We start from the raw sequence: 17201 nt of genomic DNA on the forward strand, positions 1-17201 counted from the left end.
GACAGTGCAAAAAAAGTTAATTAGTAGAATGGCTGCCATTTTTGCGATTGCTTTCGTGCTCTTTCAATCGTTCTCCATTCCGGTTCTGGCGGCCACCATCAAACCGTGGAGCGGGAATCCTTGGACAGGGGACTCATGGGAAGGGAACCCATGGAGTGGAAACAAACTGAAATGGGAAGGTGACCCGTGGGAAGGGCAAGGTACAAAAGGGAATTCATGGACAGGAGATTTAACGGATCCTGGAAACCCTTGGTCTGGTACAGATTGGTCCAGTATCCCATGGTATCTTGATCCATGGTCTGCAGAGGGCTGGACAGCTAACGGCTGGAACGCAAATGGATGGACTGCTGACAGCTGGGCGGCTAATGGCTGGAATGCGAATGGATGGACTGCTGACAGCTGGGCGGCTAATGGCTGGAATGCAAACGGATGGAATGGTGACAGTTGGGCGGCTAATGGCTGGACTGCAAACGGCTGGACCGCTAACGGGTGGACAGCTAATGGCTGGACCTCGAATGGGTGGCAAGGCAATATCCCTGTGATTGGCGGCGGTTGGTCCGGAAACAGCTGGAATGTGACTCCGAACAATCCCGGCGGAGCCAACAAAGGAAATGTTCCTATTCCTTATGTGATTCCGAATAATGGCGGATTCATGCCATATACATTGCCAAATCCACCAGGTAAGAATGGTGAAGGCCCTTCCAAATACAGTGGGTATGACTGGTTCAAATTTGGCATGAAGGACGTCGGGACTGGCTCTTATTCACTCATGAAGGAACAACAAATCAATTTTTCAAATCTAAAGAAATGGAGTCCCCAATCAAAGGAATTTTATCTGGAACTATTAAAAGCCTCCTATAAATTTTCCGCCAAAGATATAGACCTTCTCGAAGTGGGGCCAGCGGGGCTTGATGTGCCAAAGACTTTCTTGGATTATAAAAATAACTTAAATAATGCAAATACAGCTTATGGAGTCGGACTAAACAAAGTTGCGCTCGGATTAGCGAACCCTCAGGATGCCATCAATAATTTCAAGGGCACCGACCTAGCAACAATAAGGGGACAAATTCTAACGGCGGGACAACAAGCTTTTAATAAAGCAGCTCAATTTAAGAATCTAGCGCCTTTAGGAAGGCTGAATGTTGTCTCTGCGGCTGTAGGGGCGGGATTTTCCGGAATCGATACAGGAAGAAACATTTGGGATTTACACAAAGCGAAAAATTCCGCAGAAAAATTAAAGGCCAATTCCAGTTTAAACCAGAGTTCAGGTGAACTTCTGAGGACTGTAGGGACCGGTATTGCCATGTTTCCTGGCGGACAGGTCGTTGGTGGCGCATTGATTTCTTCCGGGGCTGCCCTGTGGGCGGGAGGGACCTTAGTGAAACACTGGCCTACGATTAAAAATGCCCCTGGAAATCTGGCGAATAGAGTAAAAAGCGGATTGAAGAAATTGAAAGGCTTTTTCTCCTGACCTCCATGGAGAAAACAATGCAAGAATTTATATTGCCTGATTCGGCAGAAAAAATAAAAGGTTCCTAGAAAGGTTACGCATACATGTGTCCCCAAATGTTCAAACAAGAAAAAATGCTTCAGAAGAAGCTGGGCAACAAGAACTTTAAAGACAAGAATGCGGCAATTGAGGAGAAGGATTAAGATGTTTCTTTCATTCAGAGATGCTTTCAGGTTATACACGGGGAGGTTCGAGGGAGTACTGCTGCTCTCCCTCACCATCGTCCTGCCGCTATTGCTGGGCATTTGGTTTTTAAATAATATTGTTTACTTTTTTGTATTTGACGAATTTACGTCTGCGATTGCCGATTTTTATTACATCTTCCTCACTTTTTCAGTCCTGATGATTGCTCAAGTTCCGTTCATCGAGATGGTCAAGAGCTATGCTGAGGAGGGAGATTATAAGTATAGGAATATTTATTATGCATTCTTTACTACCGCCTTTTCCATTTTCTTGTTTGCCATCGCTGTTTCTTTAGCTGCAACGGTAGGGACTATGTTCTTTATCATTCCGGGCCTTATCCTGCTGGTTTTCTTTTTTACGGCCCCCTATGAATCTGTTATGAGCGGCAAGTCAATCTGGAAATCGATAAAGCCTTCTTTCACTTTTGCGAAGAAGAAATTCTTCCCGCTGCTTTCCATTATTTTGTTTATTTCTCTAGTGGAAATCATCATAGGATGGATCGGAATGTATGTCATTTATTCAGTCACTGCCTCGCTGCTCGCCCAGATTACTGTGCAAATGCTGTTGAACCTCGTCTTTTTTCCATTCCTCAGCATTTGGATAGCTTTCTACTATCTGTCCTGGAAGGAGGGGCATCAACTTGCTCCTGAAGTTCGCTAGCGTCATCAGAGAATCGATTTGTTCAAGCCGGGCAGCCAGCATACTTAAAGAAGATAGGGGATCGTCAACCATTGAGTTCCTCGGGATATTGCCGATTGTCATTATCGTCCTATCGGTTATGTGGCAGATGATTGTCGGCGTTCATGGGGTAGTTGTTGCGCAATCGGCAGTCAATGAAGCGGCTAAAGTCTATTCCATTACAGAAGATGCGCTGGAAGCGAGCAAAGCGGCCGAGAACATCGTCTCGACGGCGAGCGGGTATTTGAGCCTTGCGGGAGCGCCAATTGAAGGAACGGGAGATTATGATCCGAAATTCACTGCCAAGGTGAATGTCGATATTAGGCTCGTGTTCCTTCCAGAGAAGTTGTTTGGCGGCACTACTCCTTCTGTCACCTATACAACTGAAGCCACAGGCCGGGTGATCAAATGAGTAGGGTAAAAGAGCTGCTCAGGCAGGAGGACGGCAATACAGCCCTTTTCCTCATGGGGATGATTGGGATCATGATGATCATGTTTGTTTTTGTCCTCAACCTTGCCCAGGTTTTTGCCGTAAAGGAACAGGCTAACACGACTTCACAGCAGGCAAGCCTCGCCGCAACCTCTGTCCTCTACAACAGGATTTGGGAAAAAATCAAGGATCATTCGGATGTGCCAGCGCCAGTGCCTGTGCCAGTGCCTGTTATTTTAGAAACGATCGAAGAAAAAGTCGATAAAAGAATAATGGATTTGAACAGTGACCCGCGCTTTTCAAAATTCAGCGACAATGAAATCCGTCTTGAAGCGATTGACCAGGTCGTAACAGAGGAACTGGATAAGCCGCAAGGGAGAATTTTCCTGAAACCAAAAATTGAAGCAGAACTGCCATATGCCTTAAGGGAAATGGAAGATGCCGCCAGGGAAACTATACTGGCCAATGGGGGAAATACCTCGGAGGCTAAGCTTTTCATCAAGGATAATCAAATCCATGTAAAAGCATCCAATACCGTGGAAGGAACGGCTTATGGGAAGTTTTTTGGTGATTTAAACGAAAAGCTTTTTCAGGAATCAGCTGGCCCTGAAGTGAAATTTCTTGAAAAATTCTCTGGATACGAAGGATATGAAGCCTCAATTGATTAAAAGGTGTGCCAGAGGCCATATAAATCGGAAAAATAACTTGAATCAAATTCAGCCAAGAAGAAATGAGGAAGCTTGATTCTCCAACGTATCAAGCTTTTTCCTGCATATATGGACAGCCAGACATTTTAGCCCAATAAAATATAGAGAAGGATTGGAGGTTGTGGTGTGTACAAACGCCTGAGACGGACTGTTGCTGTATTGTCCATTTGCTTAATTTGGGCTATTGGAATGATGCCGGTGGCTACTTTTGCTGAAGTGAAGCCTTGGAAGGGGAACCCTTGGGAAGGCACCCCCTGGGAAGGAAACCCGTGGGAAGGGGAAACTTGGGAAGGGGAGACATGGGAAGGCGAATCATGGGAAGGTAATTCAGGGGAAAATCCTGGAGGAACCGGACCGGGTAGCCAGAATTCAAACTATCCTGGAGGAACCGGACCAGGTGGCCAGGATCCAAACAATCCTGGAGGAACGGGAACGAATGGCAACGATCCAAACAATCCTAACGGGACTCCGGATGGAAACACAGGCCCGTGGACGCCTGGGCAAAATGGCGACAATCCTGAAGGGAACGGGCCAGGGGCTCCCGGCCAGGAACCAGGAGCCCCAGGAATACCTGAATTTGGTCCCAACAGCCCCTACCAACAGAGCAAACTACTGGGCTGGCAATTTTATGCCGGTAAAATTGCAGGAATCGGTTTCACATCGGCAACCAGTTTATTAGCTTATCAAAATGGCCATCGTTTGCTTAGAGTCATAGACGGTGCGACCGGTCAAACGACAAACTACCTAGCAACCGGAACGAAAAAACTGACGGTGCCAGCCAATGCCCCCTGGTATAAAAAAGCGACCGTGCCTGTTCAGAATTTCCTGATGGAAATAGGACGAAACGGCAAAAAGGTGAAGGATGCCTCTGTCAAAAAGACTTTTAATCTGCTGCCAGGGAAGAAAGAATTGAGGGTGCTTCCGCCAAACAACCATTATGTAAACCCGGGGTCCGCTTTTAAGCACAGGCTTGCTAAAGGGGGCGGATGGGCAATCAACAGTGGTTTTGCCATCTATGGTGCCTATAAGCAGCATGGCTTTGGAAATACCGATTTTGTAGCAACAGCCGTTACGGAAACTGCTTTCAGCGTCGGTGCAGCCGCAGCGGGTTCCGCCATAGGAACCATGATTGCTGGTGCGGCGATTGGTTCTTCGGTGCCCGTTGTGGGAACGATTATTGGTGCCTTTGCAGGAATAGCCATAGGATTTGCGCTTGAAACAAATGTGGGCAGAAAAGTGAAGGATTTTGTCCGAACAAATGTGAAAAAAGGATTGGACAAAGGGGTTTCCTTGGCGAAAAAAGGCTGGTCGGTGGTGAAGGGCTGGTTTGGTGGTTAATTGCAGCCCTGCTCCAACACCCTACGCAGTTCAGGAGGTTTTTTATGGTTTTATCTAGGTTGTTTATCGCGATTTGTACAGGAATATTCCTTTCAGCTGGTTTTGGCTATGTTACGTTTTATCTTCCGTTTTTAAATAATCTTTTTGGGGTAATGGTGTGCCTGGCGGTTACGTATATAGCCGCCGGGCTCCTCAGTGCCTGGGCTTGGGAATCTGGCCCTTATATGGCAGCCACGATTACGGGCGCTGTGGTATGTTTGTTCAATTATTTTTTCATGGTCCTTCTCGTGGCGGGGGATATGATTTTCACCCCAGACATCTTTGGCCTCTCCCTCTTATTGGCCATTATGTTCAGCAACCTGGGTGCCTTGATTTTTAAAAGCAGGAAAAGGAAACGAGAGGGGGCCAGTGCATGGCATTAAATACCCATCCATCGGTGGAAGACGAAGCCCTTTATCAAGGGAGTTTCTTAAGGCCTAGTATCCGCATGGCTCCAGTCTGGCTGACCGTTCTCTTAAGCATATTGACCTTAGGAATTTATTACCCTTACTGGCTGCTTAAAAGGAGGGATGAGGTGAATAGGCTTGCGGGGAAAAAAATCATACATAAATGGGTTCCGTGGCTCGTATTGATTTTGTATTCAGTTTCCGCGCTGGTTTTTACGATTGGACCGTTCTTCCTAAATGAAATTGCCATCATGCTTTATGAGTATATCGATAACTTAATTACTGTCTTTGGGGTTTCGTGCATAATCTGGTATTCTTTTAGAATAAGAGAAGTGCTTTTGGAAAAGATGGAGGATGAATCAATTAATGGCATCTTGACATTTTTTCTAACCATTTGGTACTTGCAGTATAAAATCAACAAGATGGAATAATGAATAAAATATTTTCAAAAAAACCAGTAACTTGAAAGAGCTGGAAGTGACTATTTCTGGAGGTGACGAAATGAATTTAGGACCGTATTGGGAGGACCCGCTTGCGAACAATGTCATCCCATCTGTAATCCTCCCTCTCATAACAATTTTTTCCTTTATGTTCTATCCGGAGAAAAGTGATACTGCTGTAATAGTTGGCCTCATCGCCAGTTTGGTGTTGGTCGCTGCCTCTGTAATCACCAAAGTGAAGAACCTCCAATATTATTTGAACTGGCGTCTTGGAGTCATGATGCTATTCATCGATTCCGCGATGATATTCATGGCGCTGACCATCTCCAGGGCGTACGGCAAATTCCTTCCTTGTATACTATTGCTGTTACTAATGCTGATAGCGATTGTATTAAGCCATAAATTTGCCGAAAGATATTTGGATGAACTTCATTCTCCAAAGACTAAATTAGGCAAAATGATCATCTTGATCGGATTCATCGGAAGCGGTGGAGGAGCAATGATTGGCTATATTTCCACCCAGACAATTGGCGCACATATCGCAGCCCCTATCATATTCATAGTTGCGCTCATTGTCGTGGGCTTCATTCACGCCCGCTTCCAGCTTGTGGCCATCGAAAAAAAATACGAAGCCTTCGACAGGTAGAATCTACCGATCGAAGGTTTATTCGTTTGTTGGGGGAATTTGATGAGCAAACACTACGGTAAATTAGTTGTGTTCATGTTTTGCTTCGCATTGATGGCTGGCTGTCAGCAGGATAAGGAAGCAGCCAAAAAACCCGCCAAGGAAGAACAGGCGGTAAAAGCTGAGGGAAAAGAAACTCCCAAACAGCAGCCAGATGAAAGAAGCAGCACGTTTAGTTCTGATGCTCCAGAACTGCCTGCCAATCTTGAAGGAGCCCTCAAGTATACTGCCGGTAAATTTTCGGCTAAAGAAACGAAAGACCTGGATGATGAGGTAAAAGCTGAATTAAGCACTGTCCCGAAGTTCCCTGAAAACGCGGATGAGGAACAGTATGATACTCTCATCAGGTACCTTTATTCTCTTTATAAACGCGATTATGTGGACCCGAGGGAAGCGTTAAAGGCCCAGCAGGTGGGAGCGGCGCCGGCTTCCCAGGATGCTCCTGCAGAAAAAGGGACATATAATGTTGAAGTTATTCTCGATTCAAGCGGAAGCATGGCCAATAAAATGGGATTAAAAACCAGGATGGAGCTGGCCAAGGAAGCAATCCGTAAATTTGCCGCATCCCTGCCTAAGGAAGCCAATATCAGCCTCCGTGTGTATGGCCATAAAGGAACAGGGGCCGAGAAAGATAAACAGCTTTCCTGTGGGTCCAATGAGCTGGTTTACAGCCCGCAATCCTTCAATGCATCCGGACTTGACACTGCGTTAGGAAAGTTCAAACCAGCTGGGTGGACGCCTCTTGCCGGGGCAATCAAGGCGGCCCAAGATGACCTTGCAGCCTACAAAGGCAAGGAGAATAAAAACATCATTTATATTGTCAGTGACGGAATCGAAACATGCGGTGGGAATCCCGTGGCAGCCGCGGAAAGCTTGAAGGCTTCCGGAATTGACCCGGTAGTGAATATCATCGGGTTTGACGTGAATGCCAAAGATGCCGAGCAGCTGCACAGCATTGCAAAAGCGGCAGGCGGCATATACAAGAATGTTCAAAACCAGGATCAGCTGCAGAATGAATTCCAAAAATCAATTCAAGAATCATTGGATTGGATTAATTGGAAGAATAAAGAATCGTTAAATGCTCTGACCAAATCTAATAATCAAATGCTGGATATTTATGGACTGACGAATGAATGGAGAGCAAAAATTCGCCAAGAACAGTATTTAGTCCAGTTTTCCCTCGTAGAACTGGATAGCCAGGGCAAAATTACAAATAAACAAAACTATGAAATCTTTGAGCGGGCAAAGGGATTTTTCAACAAAGAGATCGAGCTTGTAGATGAATTGGAGAAAACACTCATTCAGTCCACGAAACAGGATTTGGATACGACTTTAAAGCAAATCGACAGTATTTATGAGCAAAATGTCTCCCAGAAATAAAGGGTGGGGACCTAGAATATAAAAATAATAAACCAGGCTGCCGGGCAGCCTGGTTTATTTTAAAAATGCTGATGGTAGGTTTTCGTACTGGCCCTGTAGGCATCAAGCAAAATGACGACGGCGGAAATCATATGCATGACCATGCCGACAAAAGGAATCCAGCCAATTACCGAAGTAATCAAACCAATAATATTCCCTGCCTTGGTTTCATCTTCCCTGACCGCAAACACAATCGTGACAATATGCAGGATGGCCATCAAAAATAAAGGCGTCCAGGCTGTCGAAAGAATGATTATGCCGCCGAGGACAGGAATTCCCAGCAGTGCCTCAAGGCCGCCGGTAATCCATTTTAAGATGGTTGAAGTTCTCATTTTTATTTCCCCTCTTTTCTTTGTTAACTATTCTTTACGATCGAGCCTTTAAAAAAGATTCATACTAGCCGGATTTTCTTAAGCCTTTTCCATGACAATGAATTCGATTTCCCCCCTGTAAAAGCGCATAGCTTCCTGGAAGCCAGCTTTCCGGTAAAGGCGGACTGCCCTATCATTAAATGCCGCAACTGTAAGCCTGAAGGGTACCCCAGGAAGTTCCCCTTGTAAATGGTCCAGGATACTTAAAAAGAAGGCAAAGCCAAACCCTTTTCCAGTCAATTCGGGTTTCATTCCAAGGCCCAAATCGATAAAGCCATCGGAATAAGCTCCAAATTTTTCTCCAGCCGGCACCTGTGCCGACACTCCTATACAGAAAAATCCGGTCAGCGAGCCATCCGGACCTATAACAGCATAATAAGGGTGTTCCATTAACTCCTTTATCCCTTCAGGAGAGTCGGAACTGTTGTAAAAGTCATAGGGGGGTTCGTACTTCCAGCTTACTATCTTGGTGGCGTATTGCTCATTCATTTTGTCTATTATCAGTTCCATATTAATCTCCTTAAAAATCCCTCATTCTTTTTTCAAATAATTTGAAACTTTTTACCAGTCGATTCCGTCATATAATGACGGGGTTTCTAACATATTTGTAAAGAATACAGGTATTTGACAGAATTTATAGAATTATCCTATATATGTTAAACTTACTATATGGCCTGTAAAACATCAATCTATGAATTCAGGAGGAAGGATATGTCGCATGATATTATGAATCTTAATATTGAGAGAATACTGGCAAATATTGAAAAAGTCATGACTGGTAAAAGGAATGTTGCGGAATTAAGCCTTGTTGCTTTGCTTGCCGAAGGGCATGTCTTGCTTGAAGACGTCCCAGGTGTAGGGAAAACGATGATGGTACGCGCGCTTGCGAAGTCGGTTGGCGCCTCTTTCAGGAGGATTCAATTCACTCCTGACCTGCTGCCGTCGGATGTGACTGGCGTTTCGATTTACAACCCGAAAGAAATGGAGTTCCAATTTCGCCCCGGTCCGATTATGGGCAATATTATCCTTGCCGATGAAATAAACCGGACATCGCCGAAAACACAGTCGGCCCTTCTTGAAGGGATGGAGGAGAGCAGTGTCACCATTGACGGGGTAACCCACCGCCTGGAGAAACCATTTTTCGTCATGGCAACCCAGAACCCAATTGAATATGAAGGAACGTATCCACTTCCGGAAGCCCAGCTCGACCGCTTCCTGCTTAAAATGAAGATGGGGTATCCGGAAGTCCATGAAGAAGTGGAAGTCCTGAATAGGGCCCAGAAAACCCCTCCAATTGAAGAACTGGAACCTGTTGTCAGCCTTGAAGAGCTAAGGGCCCTTCAATCCGAAATAAAAAATGTTTTTGTAGAGGATACCATCAAAAGGTATATTGTTGATATTTCCAACCGGACACGAGTCCATGAAAATGTGTACCTTGGCGCAAGCCCGCGTGGATCAATCGGATTGATGAAGGCCGCGCAGGCATATGCCTTTATATGCGGCCGCGACTTTGTCCTCCCGGATGATATACAATATCTGGCTCCGTTTGTCCTATCCCACAGGATTATCCTAAAGTCGGAGGCTAAATTTGAAGGGATCACCGCCGAGGAAATTATCAGCCGGATTGTCGCCAGGGTGCCGGTGCCGGTTCAAAGGCTTGTGAAGTAAATGAAAGAAAAATTTCGAGCGATTAACCAAATATGGAAGCTGGTTATCCTTATTCTTCTTATTGCCATTGCGTTCAGCTACGCGATGTTCCAAGGGGGATTTGTCAGCTGGTTTTTGTTCTACAGCTTTCTTCCCTTTGCGGCCTATTCACTCGCGGTTTCTTTTTATCCGGTGCAGGAAGGGATTATAGCGGAAAGGCAATTGCCCAAGCATGAATTTGTTGCGGGCGAACCTTTAAAAGTACGAACCATTTTAAAAAGGGGCAAGGCATTCCCGCTTTTCTATCTGCTTGCGGAGGAGAAGCTAAGCGGCTCGTTGAATCACGCCGTTTCTCATGGACAAACCAAATCCCTGCTTTTTCCGGGCTTCTCCAAGGAACTAATATTTGATTATATGATTGAGGAACTTCCCCGCGGCGAGCATACGTTTCAATCAATAAAGCTCAAGACCGGAGACCTTCTAGGTTTGATTGAAAGGGAGACGAACTCCAATTCGGAAGACAGGATTCTTGTTTATCCGGCTTACACGGAATTATTATACCGCCCTTTTGAAAATCATTATGACCAGGGAGCCGCCGCTTCCAGGGAAAGGGTCCAGCGGGATACAACGATGGCAATCGGGGTCCGTGACTACCAGCCGGGTGACCGCTTTTCCTGGATTAATTGGAAAGCTTCAGCTAAGCGCAATGAAATTATGACAAAGGAATTCGAACAAAGGCAATCACACGACGTCCTGATTGTCATGGACTGCGCGCCGGATCGCCATTTTGAAGCGATCGTTTCCTTTACCGCTTCAATTGCGAGGGCAATCCTGAAAAAAGGAGCCCAGGCCGGGCTTCTATCGGTCAGCAAAGAAAGGGCTTCTTTTCCGGTAAGGGGAGGAGAAGGCCAGCTGCAGCAAATCTTTTACCATCTGGCCAAAGTGCAGCCAGCCTGTGCAGTGCCGATTGAGGCTGTGTTGGAAGCGGAAACCTTTTATTCGGGCCAAAATATGACGATGATGATTGTCACATCAAGCCTTACGAGGTCCCTTATTGAAAAAGCCGGTTTGCTTGGCCATAAAAAGGGGATGGTCACGGTATTCTTGATTAAAGATGAAGGGGAATCCCCGACAAACGAGGAATTGGCATTGAAAGCAATGGGAATCACCCGTGGCGTCAGGGTGATGCTTGTGCATGAAAACCAATTTGATTCGGCATTCTCGGAGGTGAGCTTGCGATGAGCGGGAAGATGGACAAACTTGATTTAAGCGCTGTGCTCCTCTACGGATTCGGATTCCTGCTCATTTGGGAATGGCTCAGGCCACTGGATGAACTGACAGATACAGATAATATTGAAGTCTTTATCATATTCCTAGTCATCGCGTTTGCATCATCCATTTTCCAGCTTGGCAGGGCCCTGCAATTCTTCATTAAAAGCTTTTATATCCTATATGCCATTCACCGATTTTACTTTGAAGGAAGTTTTTTCAGCCTCAGCTGGGTGGGCAGCCTGCTTGCTGATATTAAAGTAAACATTGGCCTTTTATTTAGCCAGGATTACCAGCAGCTTACAAATGTCTTCAGGACCATTCTTTTCTTTGTTCTTTTGTGGTTAATGGTTTATCTTATTCACTATTGGCTGTTGAACAGGCGCCGAATATTTTTATTTTTCCTAATGACCATCATCTATATTACAGTCCTGGATACGTTCACGGCTTATGAAGGGAATGGGGCAATTGTCAGGACAGTGGTCGCTGGGTTCGCGGTCATGGGGATGCTTACGTTTTTCCGGCTTTCCGGAAGAGAATCCGCTGGTGAGGGAAAATGGTACATACGGAAATGGGCGGCCGCCCTGGCGGGAATGATCGCTTTCAGTACAGCGGTCGGCTTTGCCGCTCCAAAAGCCGAACCAATTTGGCCAGATCCGGTCCCATTTTTAAAATCGTTGAATGAAAATGCCGGAAGCGGGACAGGAGGAGTTTCCCGGATTGGTTACGGGGCGAATGATTCCAGGCTTGGCGGCCCGTTTTTACCTGATAATACAATCGTGTTCCGGGCGGATGCCGAAACCCGCCATTATTGGCGAGTAGAAACGAAGGACGTCTATACCGGGAAAGGGTGGATTTTGTCTGAAATCGTAAATGGCGGTGTTGGTTTTACCTACGATGACCCTGTTCCGCTTGAAGGATATCCCGATGAGGTGAAGAAAAAGGAATACGGTTCCAAAGTTATTATGTATTTAGAGTACCCTCACCTTGTCTATCCGCAAGGCGTCAAACAAATCCTGGCGCAGGGGCAAGTCTCCTTCCGCCTAAATACGGCGACTGAAAAAATCCAGGCGATGGAACCGTGGAACGAGCCGGCCGTGCTCGATAAATATGGTTTCGTATATGATCAGCCGGCATTTAAATTGGAAGAATTGAGATGGGCCAATGGCTCCGATTACGGCGGAACTGATGAGGAATTTATTAAGCGTTATACCCAGCTGCCTGAAAGCCTTCCGTCAAGGGTAAAGGATCTTGCAAATGAAATCGCTGGGGAAAAAGAGAACTGGTATGACAAAGCCAGGGCCATCGAGAATTACTTCGACCGAAGCGAATTCACTTACGACCAAAAAGATGTCGCGGTACCGCGCAATAATGAGGATTATGTGGATCAGTTCCTGTTCGATACAAAAACGGGATACTGCGATAATTTTTCAACATCGATGGTCGTCATGCTCAGGAGCCTCGGAATACCTGCCCGGTGGGTAAAGGGCTATACGCATGGCGAATTGAAGTCATTTGGTGATGGCGATTCGAAGAAAAAGCTTTATGAAATAACCAACAATAATGCCCATTCATGGGTAGAAGCATACTTTCCGAACCTCGGTTGGATCCCGTTTGAGCCGACAAAAGGGTTTACGAATAATATACAAATCGATTATGAAACGACAAGCAACCCTTCCAACAATCCTGCTTCACCTGGCTCTTCCCAAAACGACCCGAATAATCCGGATCGCCAAAACAAACTGGAAGATATCGATTCAATCCCGAAGCAGGTAAAAGCGGAAACAAGCGTTTTGAAGAAATTCACGCTCTTTTTCAAAAAGGAATGGAAAAAGCTTGCAGTAGGAGTGGCAGCCTTAATCGGTGCGGTATGGTTCGCATACAGCAAACGGGGAAGGTGGCTTCCGTACTATCTAATTTACAGATATAAGCTTACCCAAAAGGATGAGCAATTCGGAAAAGCGTATCTAACCCTCCTAAAGCAGCTGCAGCGGTACGGCCTCCCAAGGCAGGATGGCCAGACACTCCGTAATTACGCGGGTTATGTGGACAGTTTCTTCTCGACGCGGGAAATGGGAAAGCTGACATCAAGGTACGAGCATTTCCTATACAGGAGGGAAATGCCTGAAGGAACGTGGAAGGAAACAAAAGAATTGTGGGAAAATTTAATTAAAAAAACAATCTCTTGACCGGAAATTTGCGTACGGATAAAATGATTAAATAACTGAATCTGTACTTACCCTTCATATATCCTCGATGATATGGATCGAAAGTCTCTACCGGGCCGCCGTAAATGGCCTGACTATGAAGGCAGCAATTTCGTGGGATATTTTTGCCATAAAAAATCGGAATTCTGCCTTCTTTTTATATTAAAAGGGGGCAAGTCCGGTTTTTTTTATTGGGGAAATGCTTTATGAGTATACTAATTAAGAGAAAGAGGTGGAGAACTTGTCTGGTAAAACAGAACTTCATAACCAGGAAATGATCGTGGTTCTCGATTTCGGGAGCCAGTACAACCAATTGATTACAAGAAGGATCCGGGAATTTGGCGTGTATAGTGAATTGCATCCGCACACCATTACCGCCGAAGAAATCAAGGCGATGAATCCAAAGGGGATTATTTTCTCCGGTGGACCGAACAGTGTGTACGATGAAAATTCGTTCCGCTGTGATGAAAGAATTTTTGATCTTGGCATTCCTGTCCTTGGAATTTGCTATGGCATGCAATTAATGGCTGTCCACTTTGGTGGCTCAGTCGAAAAGGCAAAGAACAGGGAGTATGGCAAGGCTGCCATCGCGGTCGGCAATGAAACAGCTTTGTTCAAGGGGCTGCCGGAAAGCCAGGTAGTCTGGATGAGCCACGGCGACCTCGTAACGGCTGTTCCTCCTGGATTTACGGCGGATGCAGATAGCCCGTCATGCCCAATTTCCTCCATGAGCGATGAAGGCAGAAAACTGTATGGAGTTCAATTCCATCCGGAAGTACGCCATTCCGTCCATGGAAATGAATTGCTGAAAAACTTTGTCCTCGGTGTTTGTGGGTGCAGCGGCAACTGGTCGATGGAAAACTTTATTGAAATTGAAATGGAAAAGATCCGCGCGGCAGTAGGCGATAAAAAGGTTCTCTGCGCACTGAGCGGCGGCGTTGATTCCTCCGTAGTGGCGGTCCTTATCCATAAAGCGATCGGCGACCAGCTGACCTGTATCTTCGTGGATCACGGCTTGCTACGAAAAGGCGAAGCCGAGCAGGTTATGAAAACTTTCGCGGATGGTTTCCATATGAATGTCATTAAAGTGGACGCCCGGGAACGTTTCATGGAAAAGCTGCGCGGCGTTTCAGATCCTGAGAAAAAGCGGAAAATCATCGGCAATGAATTTATTTATGTCTTTGACGATGAATCACATAAACTGGAAGGCATTGAATTCCTCGCGCAGGGAACGCTTTATACGGATATTATCGAAAGTGGGACAGCAACAGCGCAAACAATCAAATCACACCATAATGTCGGCGGCCTTCCGGAGGATATGCAGTTCAAGCTCATCGAGCCGCTTAATACCCTCTTTAAGGATGAGGTCCGGGCATTGGGGACCGAGCTTGGCATTCCTGATGAAATTGTCTGGAGGCAGCCATTCCCGGGACCTGGCCTTGGTATCCGTGTTCTTGGTGAAATCACTGAGGACAAGCTGGAGATTGTCCGTGAATCTGATGCGATTTTGCGTGAGGAAGTACGAAATGCGGGACTTGAGCGTGAAATCTGGCAATACTTCACTGTCCTCCCTGATATCCGCAGTGTCGGCGTCATGGGAGATACCCGGACATACGACCATACGATCGGCATCCGGGCAGTTACTTCAATTGACGGGATGACCTCGGATTGGGCCCGTATTCCATGGGACGTACTTGAAACCATTTCAACAAGGATCGTAAATGAGGTTCCGCATGTGAACCGAGTCGTGTATGACATTACATCCAAGCCGCCTGCTACAATCGAGTGGGAATAAAATGCTTTGTTGTCGAACGATTGTAAGAAAAAAACGTCGAATGTTCGTATTTTTTGTTGACGTTGAGACGTACGGCTGTTAAAATGAGAACGTACTAATTGTGGATTTTTAATTTTGCTTCGTATAATACTGGGGATATGGCCCAGAAGTTTCTACCGAGCTGCCGTAAATAGCTTGACTACGAAGTATGTAAGAATAAAGGGCGTTTTTTCGTCCGTTTATTCATGCATGCTTCATGTCAGCGCCCCGGCAACTCGTGCCGGGGCGCTTTTGTGTTCCTGGATTTAGAGAGAGAGCTTTCGAAAAGCCAACCAACTTTCTAGGGGGATTTATATGAAGAAGTACTTTATGTTTGAGGAACTTGGTACTAATTATCGCCGTGAAATTATCGGCGGGCTAACCACATTCCTGGCGATGGCTTACATTCTTGTGGTCAATCCGCTCACATTAACACTCGCCAATGTGGATGGGCTTCCTGATGAAGTAAGAATGAACCATGGAGCTGTATTTGTTGCAACTGCGCTTGCAGCTGCTGTAGGTTCGATTATCATGGGTCTGATCGGAAAATATCCGATAGCTTTGGCCCCTGGCATGGGCTTGAATGCGTTTTTTGCATATTCCGTTGTCCTTGGCCACGGAGCTTCATGGCAGCATGCGCTGGCCGCAGTATTTATCTCAAGTGTATTTTTCCTATTGCTGACCATTTCGGGACTGCGTGAAAAACTGATTAATGCCATCCCGGTTGAACTTAAATACGCAGTTGGCGCCGGAATCGGATTGTTCATCACATTTGTCGGTTTAATCAATGCAAAAATCATTGTTAAAAATGAAGCAACACTCGTTGGCCTTGGCCACTTGGGAAATCCTGAAACACTTTTGGCAATCTTCGGTCTGTTGATTACTGTTATTATGATGACCAGGGGCGTCAAGGGAGCGGTCTTCTACGGAATGATCGTTACTGTTATCGCGGGCATTGCCTTTAATCTTATCGATCCGCCTGCGAAAATTGTCGATCAGGTTCCTAGCATGGAACCGACATTCGGAGCTTTGTTTTCTTCCTTTAATGACAGTTCGTTTTACACAGCCGCAATGCTCGGTATAATCCTTACTTTCCTGTTCGTTGATTTCTTTGATAACGCTGGTACGCTCGTGGCTGTCGCGAACCAGGCCGGCCTTATGAAAGACAACAAGCTTCCCCGCGCTGGTCGCGCGCTGTTTGCCGATTCGATTGCTTCGATGGTTGGATCCATTTTTGGTACATCCACGACAACGTCCTACATCGAATCGAGTGCCGGGGTAGCGTCTGGTGCCCGGTCGGGATTTGCCGCGCTGGTTACCGCATTGTGCTTTATCCTTGCGCTCTTCTTTTATCCGCTTCTATCCATCGTAACAGCGCCGGTGACAGCTCCAGCCTTGATCATTGTCGGTGTCCTGATGGTTTCATCTATTGGGAATATCGATTGGAAACGATTTGAAATCGCTGTTCCTTCATTCCTGACAATCATTGCAATGCCGCTATCCTATAGCATTGCAACGGGAATCGCGGCAGGTTTTATCTTCTATCCGATTACCATGCTTGTAGCTGGCCGCCGGAAGGATATCCATCCGATTATGTACTTGTTCTTTGTCATCTTCCTTCTATATTTTATATTCCTTACAGAATAGAGGGGAAAAAGGATTGGCTGCTGCAGCCAATCCTTTTTTTATGGCCTGATTAACCATACAATACGGTTCTGTACTTATTATAGAAGGAAGTAGTGAAAAACGGAGAAGTTTGGGTATTTGTAGGAATAAATTGGAAATATAAATCTGGTTGACGAAAGAAAGGGCGCGGTGGTATTATAGATGAACAACGAAGCTTCCATTCCTTTTTTCAAATTGTTTTAAATAAATGATTGACATTCGAATGGTTGCAAGGTATAATAAGAAAGTTGCTCAATCAACAAGCTTTTTAGCAGTTAAGGATTTTGAAAAAAGTTGTTGACAAAGCGCTTTTGAAAATGTTATACTAGAATAGTTGTTTAAATGAATATTGTTCCTTGAAAACTAAACAAACAAGCGTCAACAAACAATAAT

The 17201-nt window shown here is 45.7% G+C and carries 16 protein-coding genes and 2 riboswitches; of the genes, 14 read left to right on the forward strand and 2 right to left on the reverse strand.

The features are described from left to right. The first annotated feature begins 28 nt into the window (after positions 1–28). From DRW41_RS21895 to DRW41_RS21930, 9 genes are all read left to right on the forward strand, one after another. The gene (locus DRW41_RS21895) at positions 29–1471 is read left to right on the forward strand and encodes a hypothetical protein (protein WP_115454134.1); all 1443 of its coding nucleotides are present in this window, start codon (positions 29–31) and stop codon (positions 1469–1471) included. A gap of 183 nt (positions 1472–1654) precedes the next feature. After that, the gene (locus DRW41_RS22725) at positions 1655–2353 is read left to right on the forward strand and encodes a hypothetical protein (protein ID WP_142752261.1); all 699 of its coding nucleotides are present in this window, start codon (positions 1655–1657) and stop codon (positions 2351–2353) included. Beyond that, entirely contained in the window at positions 2334–2783 is a 450-nt protein-coding gene (locus tag DRW41_RS21900) for a TadE/TadG family type IV pilus assembly protein (protein WP_245959527.1), read from the forward strand. Before DRW41_RS22725 ends, DRW41_RS21900 begins: the two co-directional genes overlap by 20 nt. After that, positions 2780–3469, forward strand: a complete 690-nt coding sequence (locus tag DRW41_RS21905) for a pilus assembly protein TadG-related protein (RefSeq protein ID WP_115454135.1) — start codon at positions 2780–2782, stop codon at positions 3467–3469. The genes DRW41_RS21900 and DRW41_RS21905 overlap by 4 nt, the downstream gene beginning before the upstream one ends. A gap of 165 nt (positions 3470–3634) precedes the next feature. Beyond that, positions 3635–4846, forward strand: a complete 1212-nt coding sequence (locus DRW41_RS21910; protein WP_115454136.1) for an ICP22 family protein — start codon at positions 3635–3637, stop codon at positions 4844–4846. Between the two features lie 44 nt (positions 4847–4890). Then, on the forward strand, positions 4891–5268 hold the full coding sequence (locus tag DRW41_RS21915) for a hypothetical protein (protein ID WP_115454137.1): 378 nt from the start codon (positions 4891–4893) through the stop codon (positions 5266–5268). Beyond that, entirely contained in the window at positions 5259–5723 is a 465-nt protein-coding gene (locus DRW41_RS21920) for a DUF4234 domain-containing protein (RefSeq protein ID WP_115454138.1), read from the forward strand. Before DRW41_RS21915 ends, DRW41_RS21920 begins: the two co-directional genes overlap by 10 nt. 70 nt (positions 5724–5793) lie before the next feature. Next, entirely contained in the window at positions 5794–6378 is a 585-nt protein-coding gene (locus DRW41_RS21925; protein WP_115454139.1) for a hypothetical protein, read from the forward strand. 42 nt (positions 6379–6420) lie between these two features. After that, the gene (locus DRW41_RS21930) at positions 6421–7797 is read left to right on the forward strand and encodes a vWA domain-containing protein (protein WP_115454140.1); all 1377 of its coding nucleotides are present in this window, start codon (positions 6421–6423) and stop codon (positions 7795–7797) included. A gap of 59 nt (positions 7798–7856) precedes the next feature. On the opposite strand, the gene DRW41_RS21935 is transcribed toward DRW41_RS21930, so the two are convergent. After that, positions 7857–8168: a hypothetical protein gene (locus DRW41_RS21935; RefSeq protein WP_115454141.1), complete on the reverse strand. Its 312-nt coding sequence runs from the start codon at positions 8166–8168 to the stop codon at positions 7857–7859. A gap of 78 nt (positions 8169–8246) precedes the next feature. Next, entirely contained in the window at positions 8247–8717 is a 471-nt protein-coding gene (locus DRW41_RS21940) for a GNAT family N-acetyltransferase (RefSeq protein ID WP_115454142.1), read from the reverse strand. Positions 8718–8918: 201 nt separating this feature from the next. Here DRW41_RS21940 and DRW41_RS21945 point away from each other — a divergent pair, with 201 nt between their 5' ends. From DRW41_RS21945 to DRW41_RS21965, 5 genes are all read left to right on the forward strand, one after another. Then, positions 8919–9875, forward strand: a complete 957-nt coding sequence (locus DRW41_RS21945; protein ID WP_115454143.1) for an AAA family ATPase — start codon at positions 8919–8921, stop codon at positions 9873–9875. Beyond that, the gene (locus tag DRW41_RS21950) at positions 9876–11096 is read left to right on the forward strand and encodes a DUF58 domain-containing protein (RefSeq protein ID WP_115454144.1); all 1221 of its coding nucleotides are present in this window, start codon (positions 9876–9878) and stop codon (positions 11094–11096) included. Continuing rightward, on the forward strand, positions 11093–13312 hold the full coding sequence (locus tag DRW41_RS21955; protein ID WP_115454145.1) for a transglutaminase TgpA family protein: 2220 nt from the start codon (positions 11093–11095) through the stop codon (positions 13310–13312). The genes DRW41_RS21950 and DRW41_RS21955 overlap by 4 nt, the downstream gene beginning before the upstream one ends. 34 nt (positions 13313–13346) lie before the next feature. Continuing rightward, positions 13347–13448, forward strand: a riboswitch (purine riboswitch). A 123-nt stretch (positions 13449–13571) separates the two neighbouring features. Further along, entirely contained in the window at positions 13572–15125 is a 1554-nt protein-coding gene (gene guaA, locus DRW41_RS21960) for a glutamine-hydrolyzing GMP synthase (protein ID WP_115454146.1), read from the forward strand. Between the two features lie 99 nt (positions 15126–15224). Then, a riboswitch (purine riboswitch) is annotated at positions 15225–15326 on the forward strand. Positions 15327–15458: 132 nt separating this feature from the next. Next, positions 15459–16790: an NCS2 family permease gene (locus tag DRW41_RS21965; protein WP_115454147.1), complete on the forward strand. Its 1332-nt coding sequence runs from the start codon at positions 15459–15461 to the stop codon at positions 16788–16790. The last annotated feature ends 411 nt before the right edge of the window (positions 16791–17201 follow it).

The sequence above is a fragment of the Neobacillus piezotolerans genome, assembly GCF_003362805.1.
Lineage (GTDB): Bacteria > Bacillota > Bacilli > Bacillales > Cytobacillaceae > Bacillus_D > Bacillus_D piezotolerans.

What these genes read in the sequence shown, in the direction of transcription:
- DRW41_RS22725 (WP_142752261.1), top strand. Translation starts at nt 1,655, where the DNA reads ATGTTTCTTTCATTCAGAGATGCTTTCAGGTTATACACGGGGAGGTTC.
- DRW41_RS21925 (WP_115454139.1), top strand. Translation starts at nt 5,794, where the DNA reads ATGAATTTAGGACCGTATTGGGAGGACCCGCTTGCGAACAATGTCATC.
- DRW41_RS21930 (WP_115454140.1), top strand. Translation starts at nt 6,421, where the DNA reads ATGAGCAAACACTACGGTAAATTAGTTGTGTTCATGTTTTGCTTCGCA.
- DRW41_RS21950 (WP_115454144.1), top strand. Translation starts at nt 9,876, where the DNA reads ATGAAAGAAAAATTTCGAGCGATTAACCAAATATGGAAGCTGGTTATC.
- DRW41_RS21915 (WP_115454137.1), top strand. Translation starts at nt 4,891, where the DNA reads ATGGTTTTATCTAGGTTGTTTATCGCGATTTGTACAGGAATATTCCTT.
- DRW41_RS21905 (WP_115454135.1), top strand. Translation starts at nt 2,780, where the DNA reads ATGAGTAGGGTAAAAGAGCTGCTCAGGCAGGAGGACGGCAATACAGCC.
- DRW41_RS21935 (WP_115454141.1), bottom strand. Translation starts at nt 8,168, where the DNA reads ATGAGAACTTCAACCATCTTAAAATGGATTACCGGCGGCCTTGAGGCA.
- DRW41_RS21955 (WP_115454145.1), top strand. Translation starts at nt 11,093, where the DNA reads ATGAGCGGGAAGATGGACAAACTTGATTTAAGCGCTGTGCTCCTCTAC.
- DRW41_RS21895 (WP_115454134.1), top strand. Translation starts at nt 29, where the DNA reads ATGGCTGCCATTTTTGCGATTGCTTTCGTGCTCTTTCAATCGTTCTCC.
- DRW41_RS21940 (WP_115454142.1), bottom strand. Translation starts at nt 8,717, where the DNA reads ATGGAACTGATAATAGACAAAATGAATGAGCAATACGCCACCAAGATA.
- DRW41_RS21945 (WP_115454143.1), top strand. Translation starts at nt 8,919, where the DNA reads ATGTCGCATGATATTATGAATCTTAATATTGAGAGAATACTGGCAAAT.
- DRW41_RS21965 (WP_115454147.1), top strand. Translation starts at nt 15,459, where the DNA reads ATGAAGAAGTACTTTATGTTTGAGGAACTTGGTACTAATTATCGCCGT.
- DRW41_RS21920 (WP_115454138.1), top strand. Translation starts at nt 5,259, where the DNA reads ATGGCATTAAATACCCATCCATCGGTGGAAGACGAAGCCCTTTATCAA.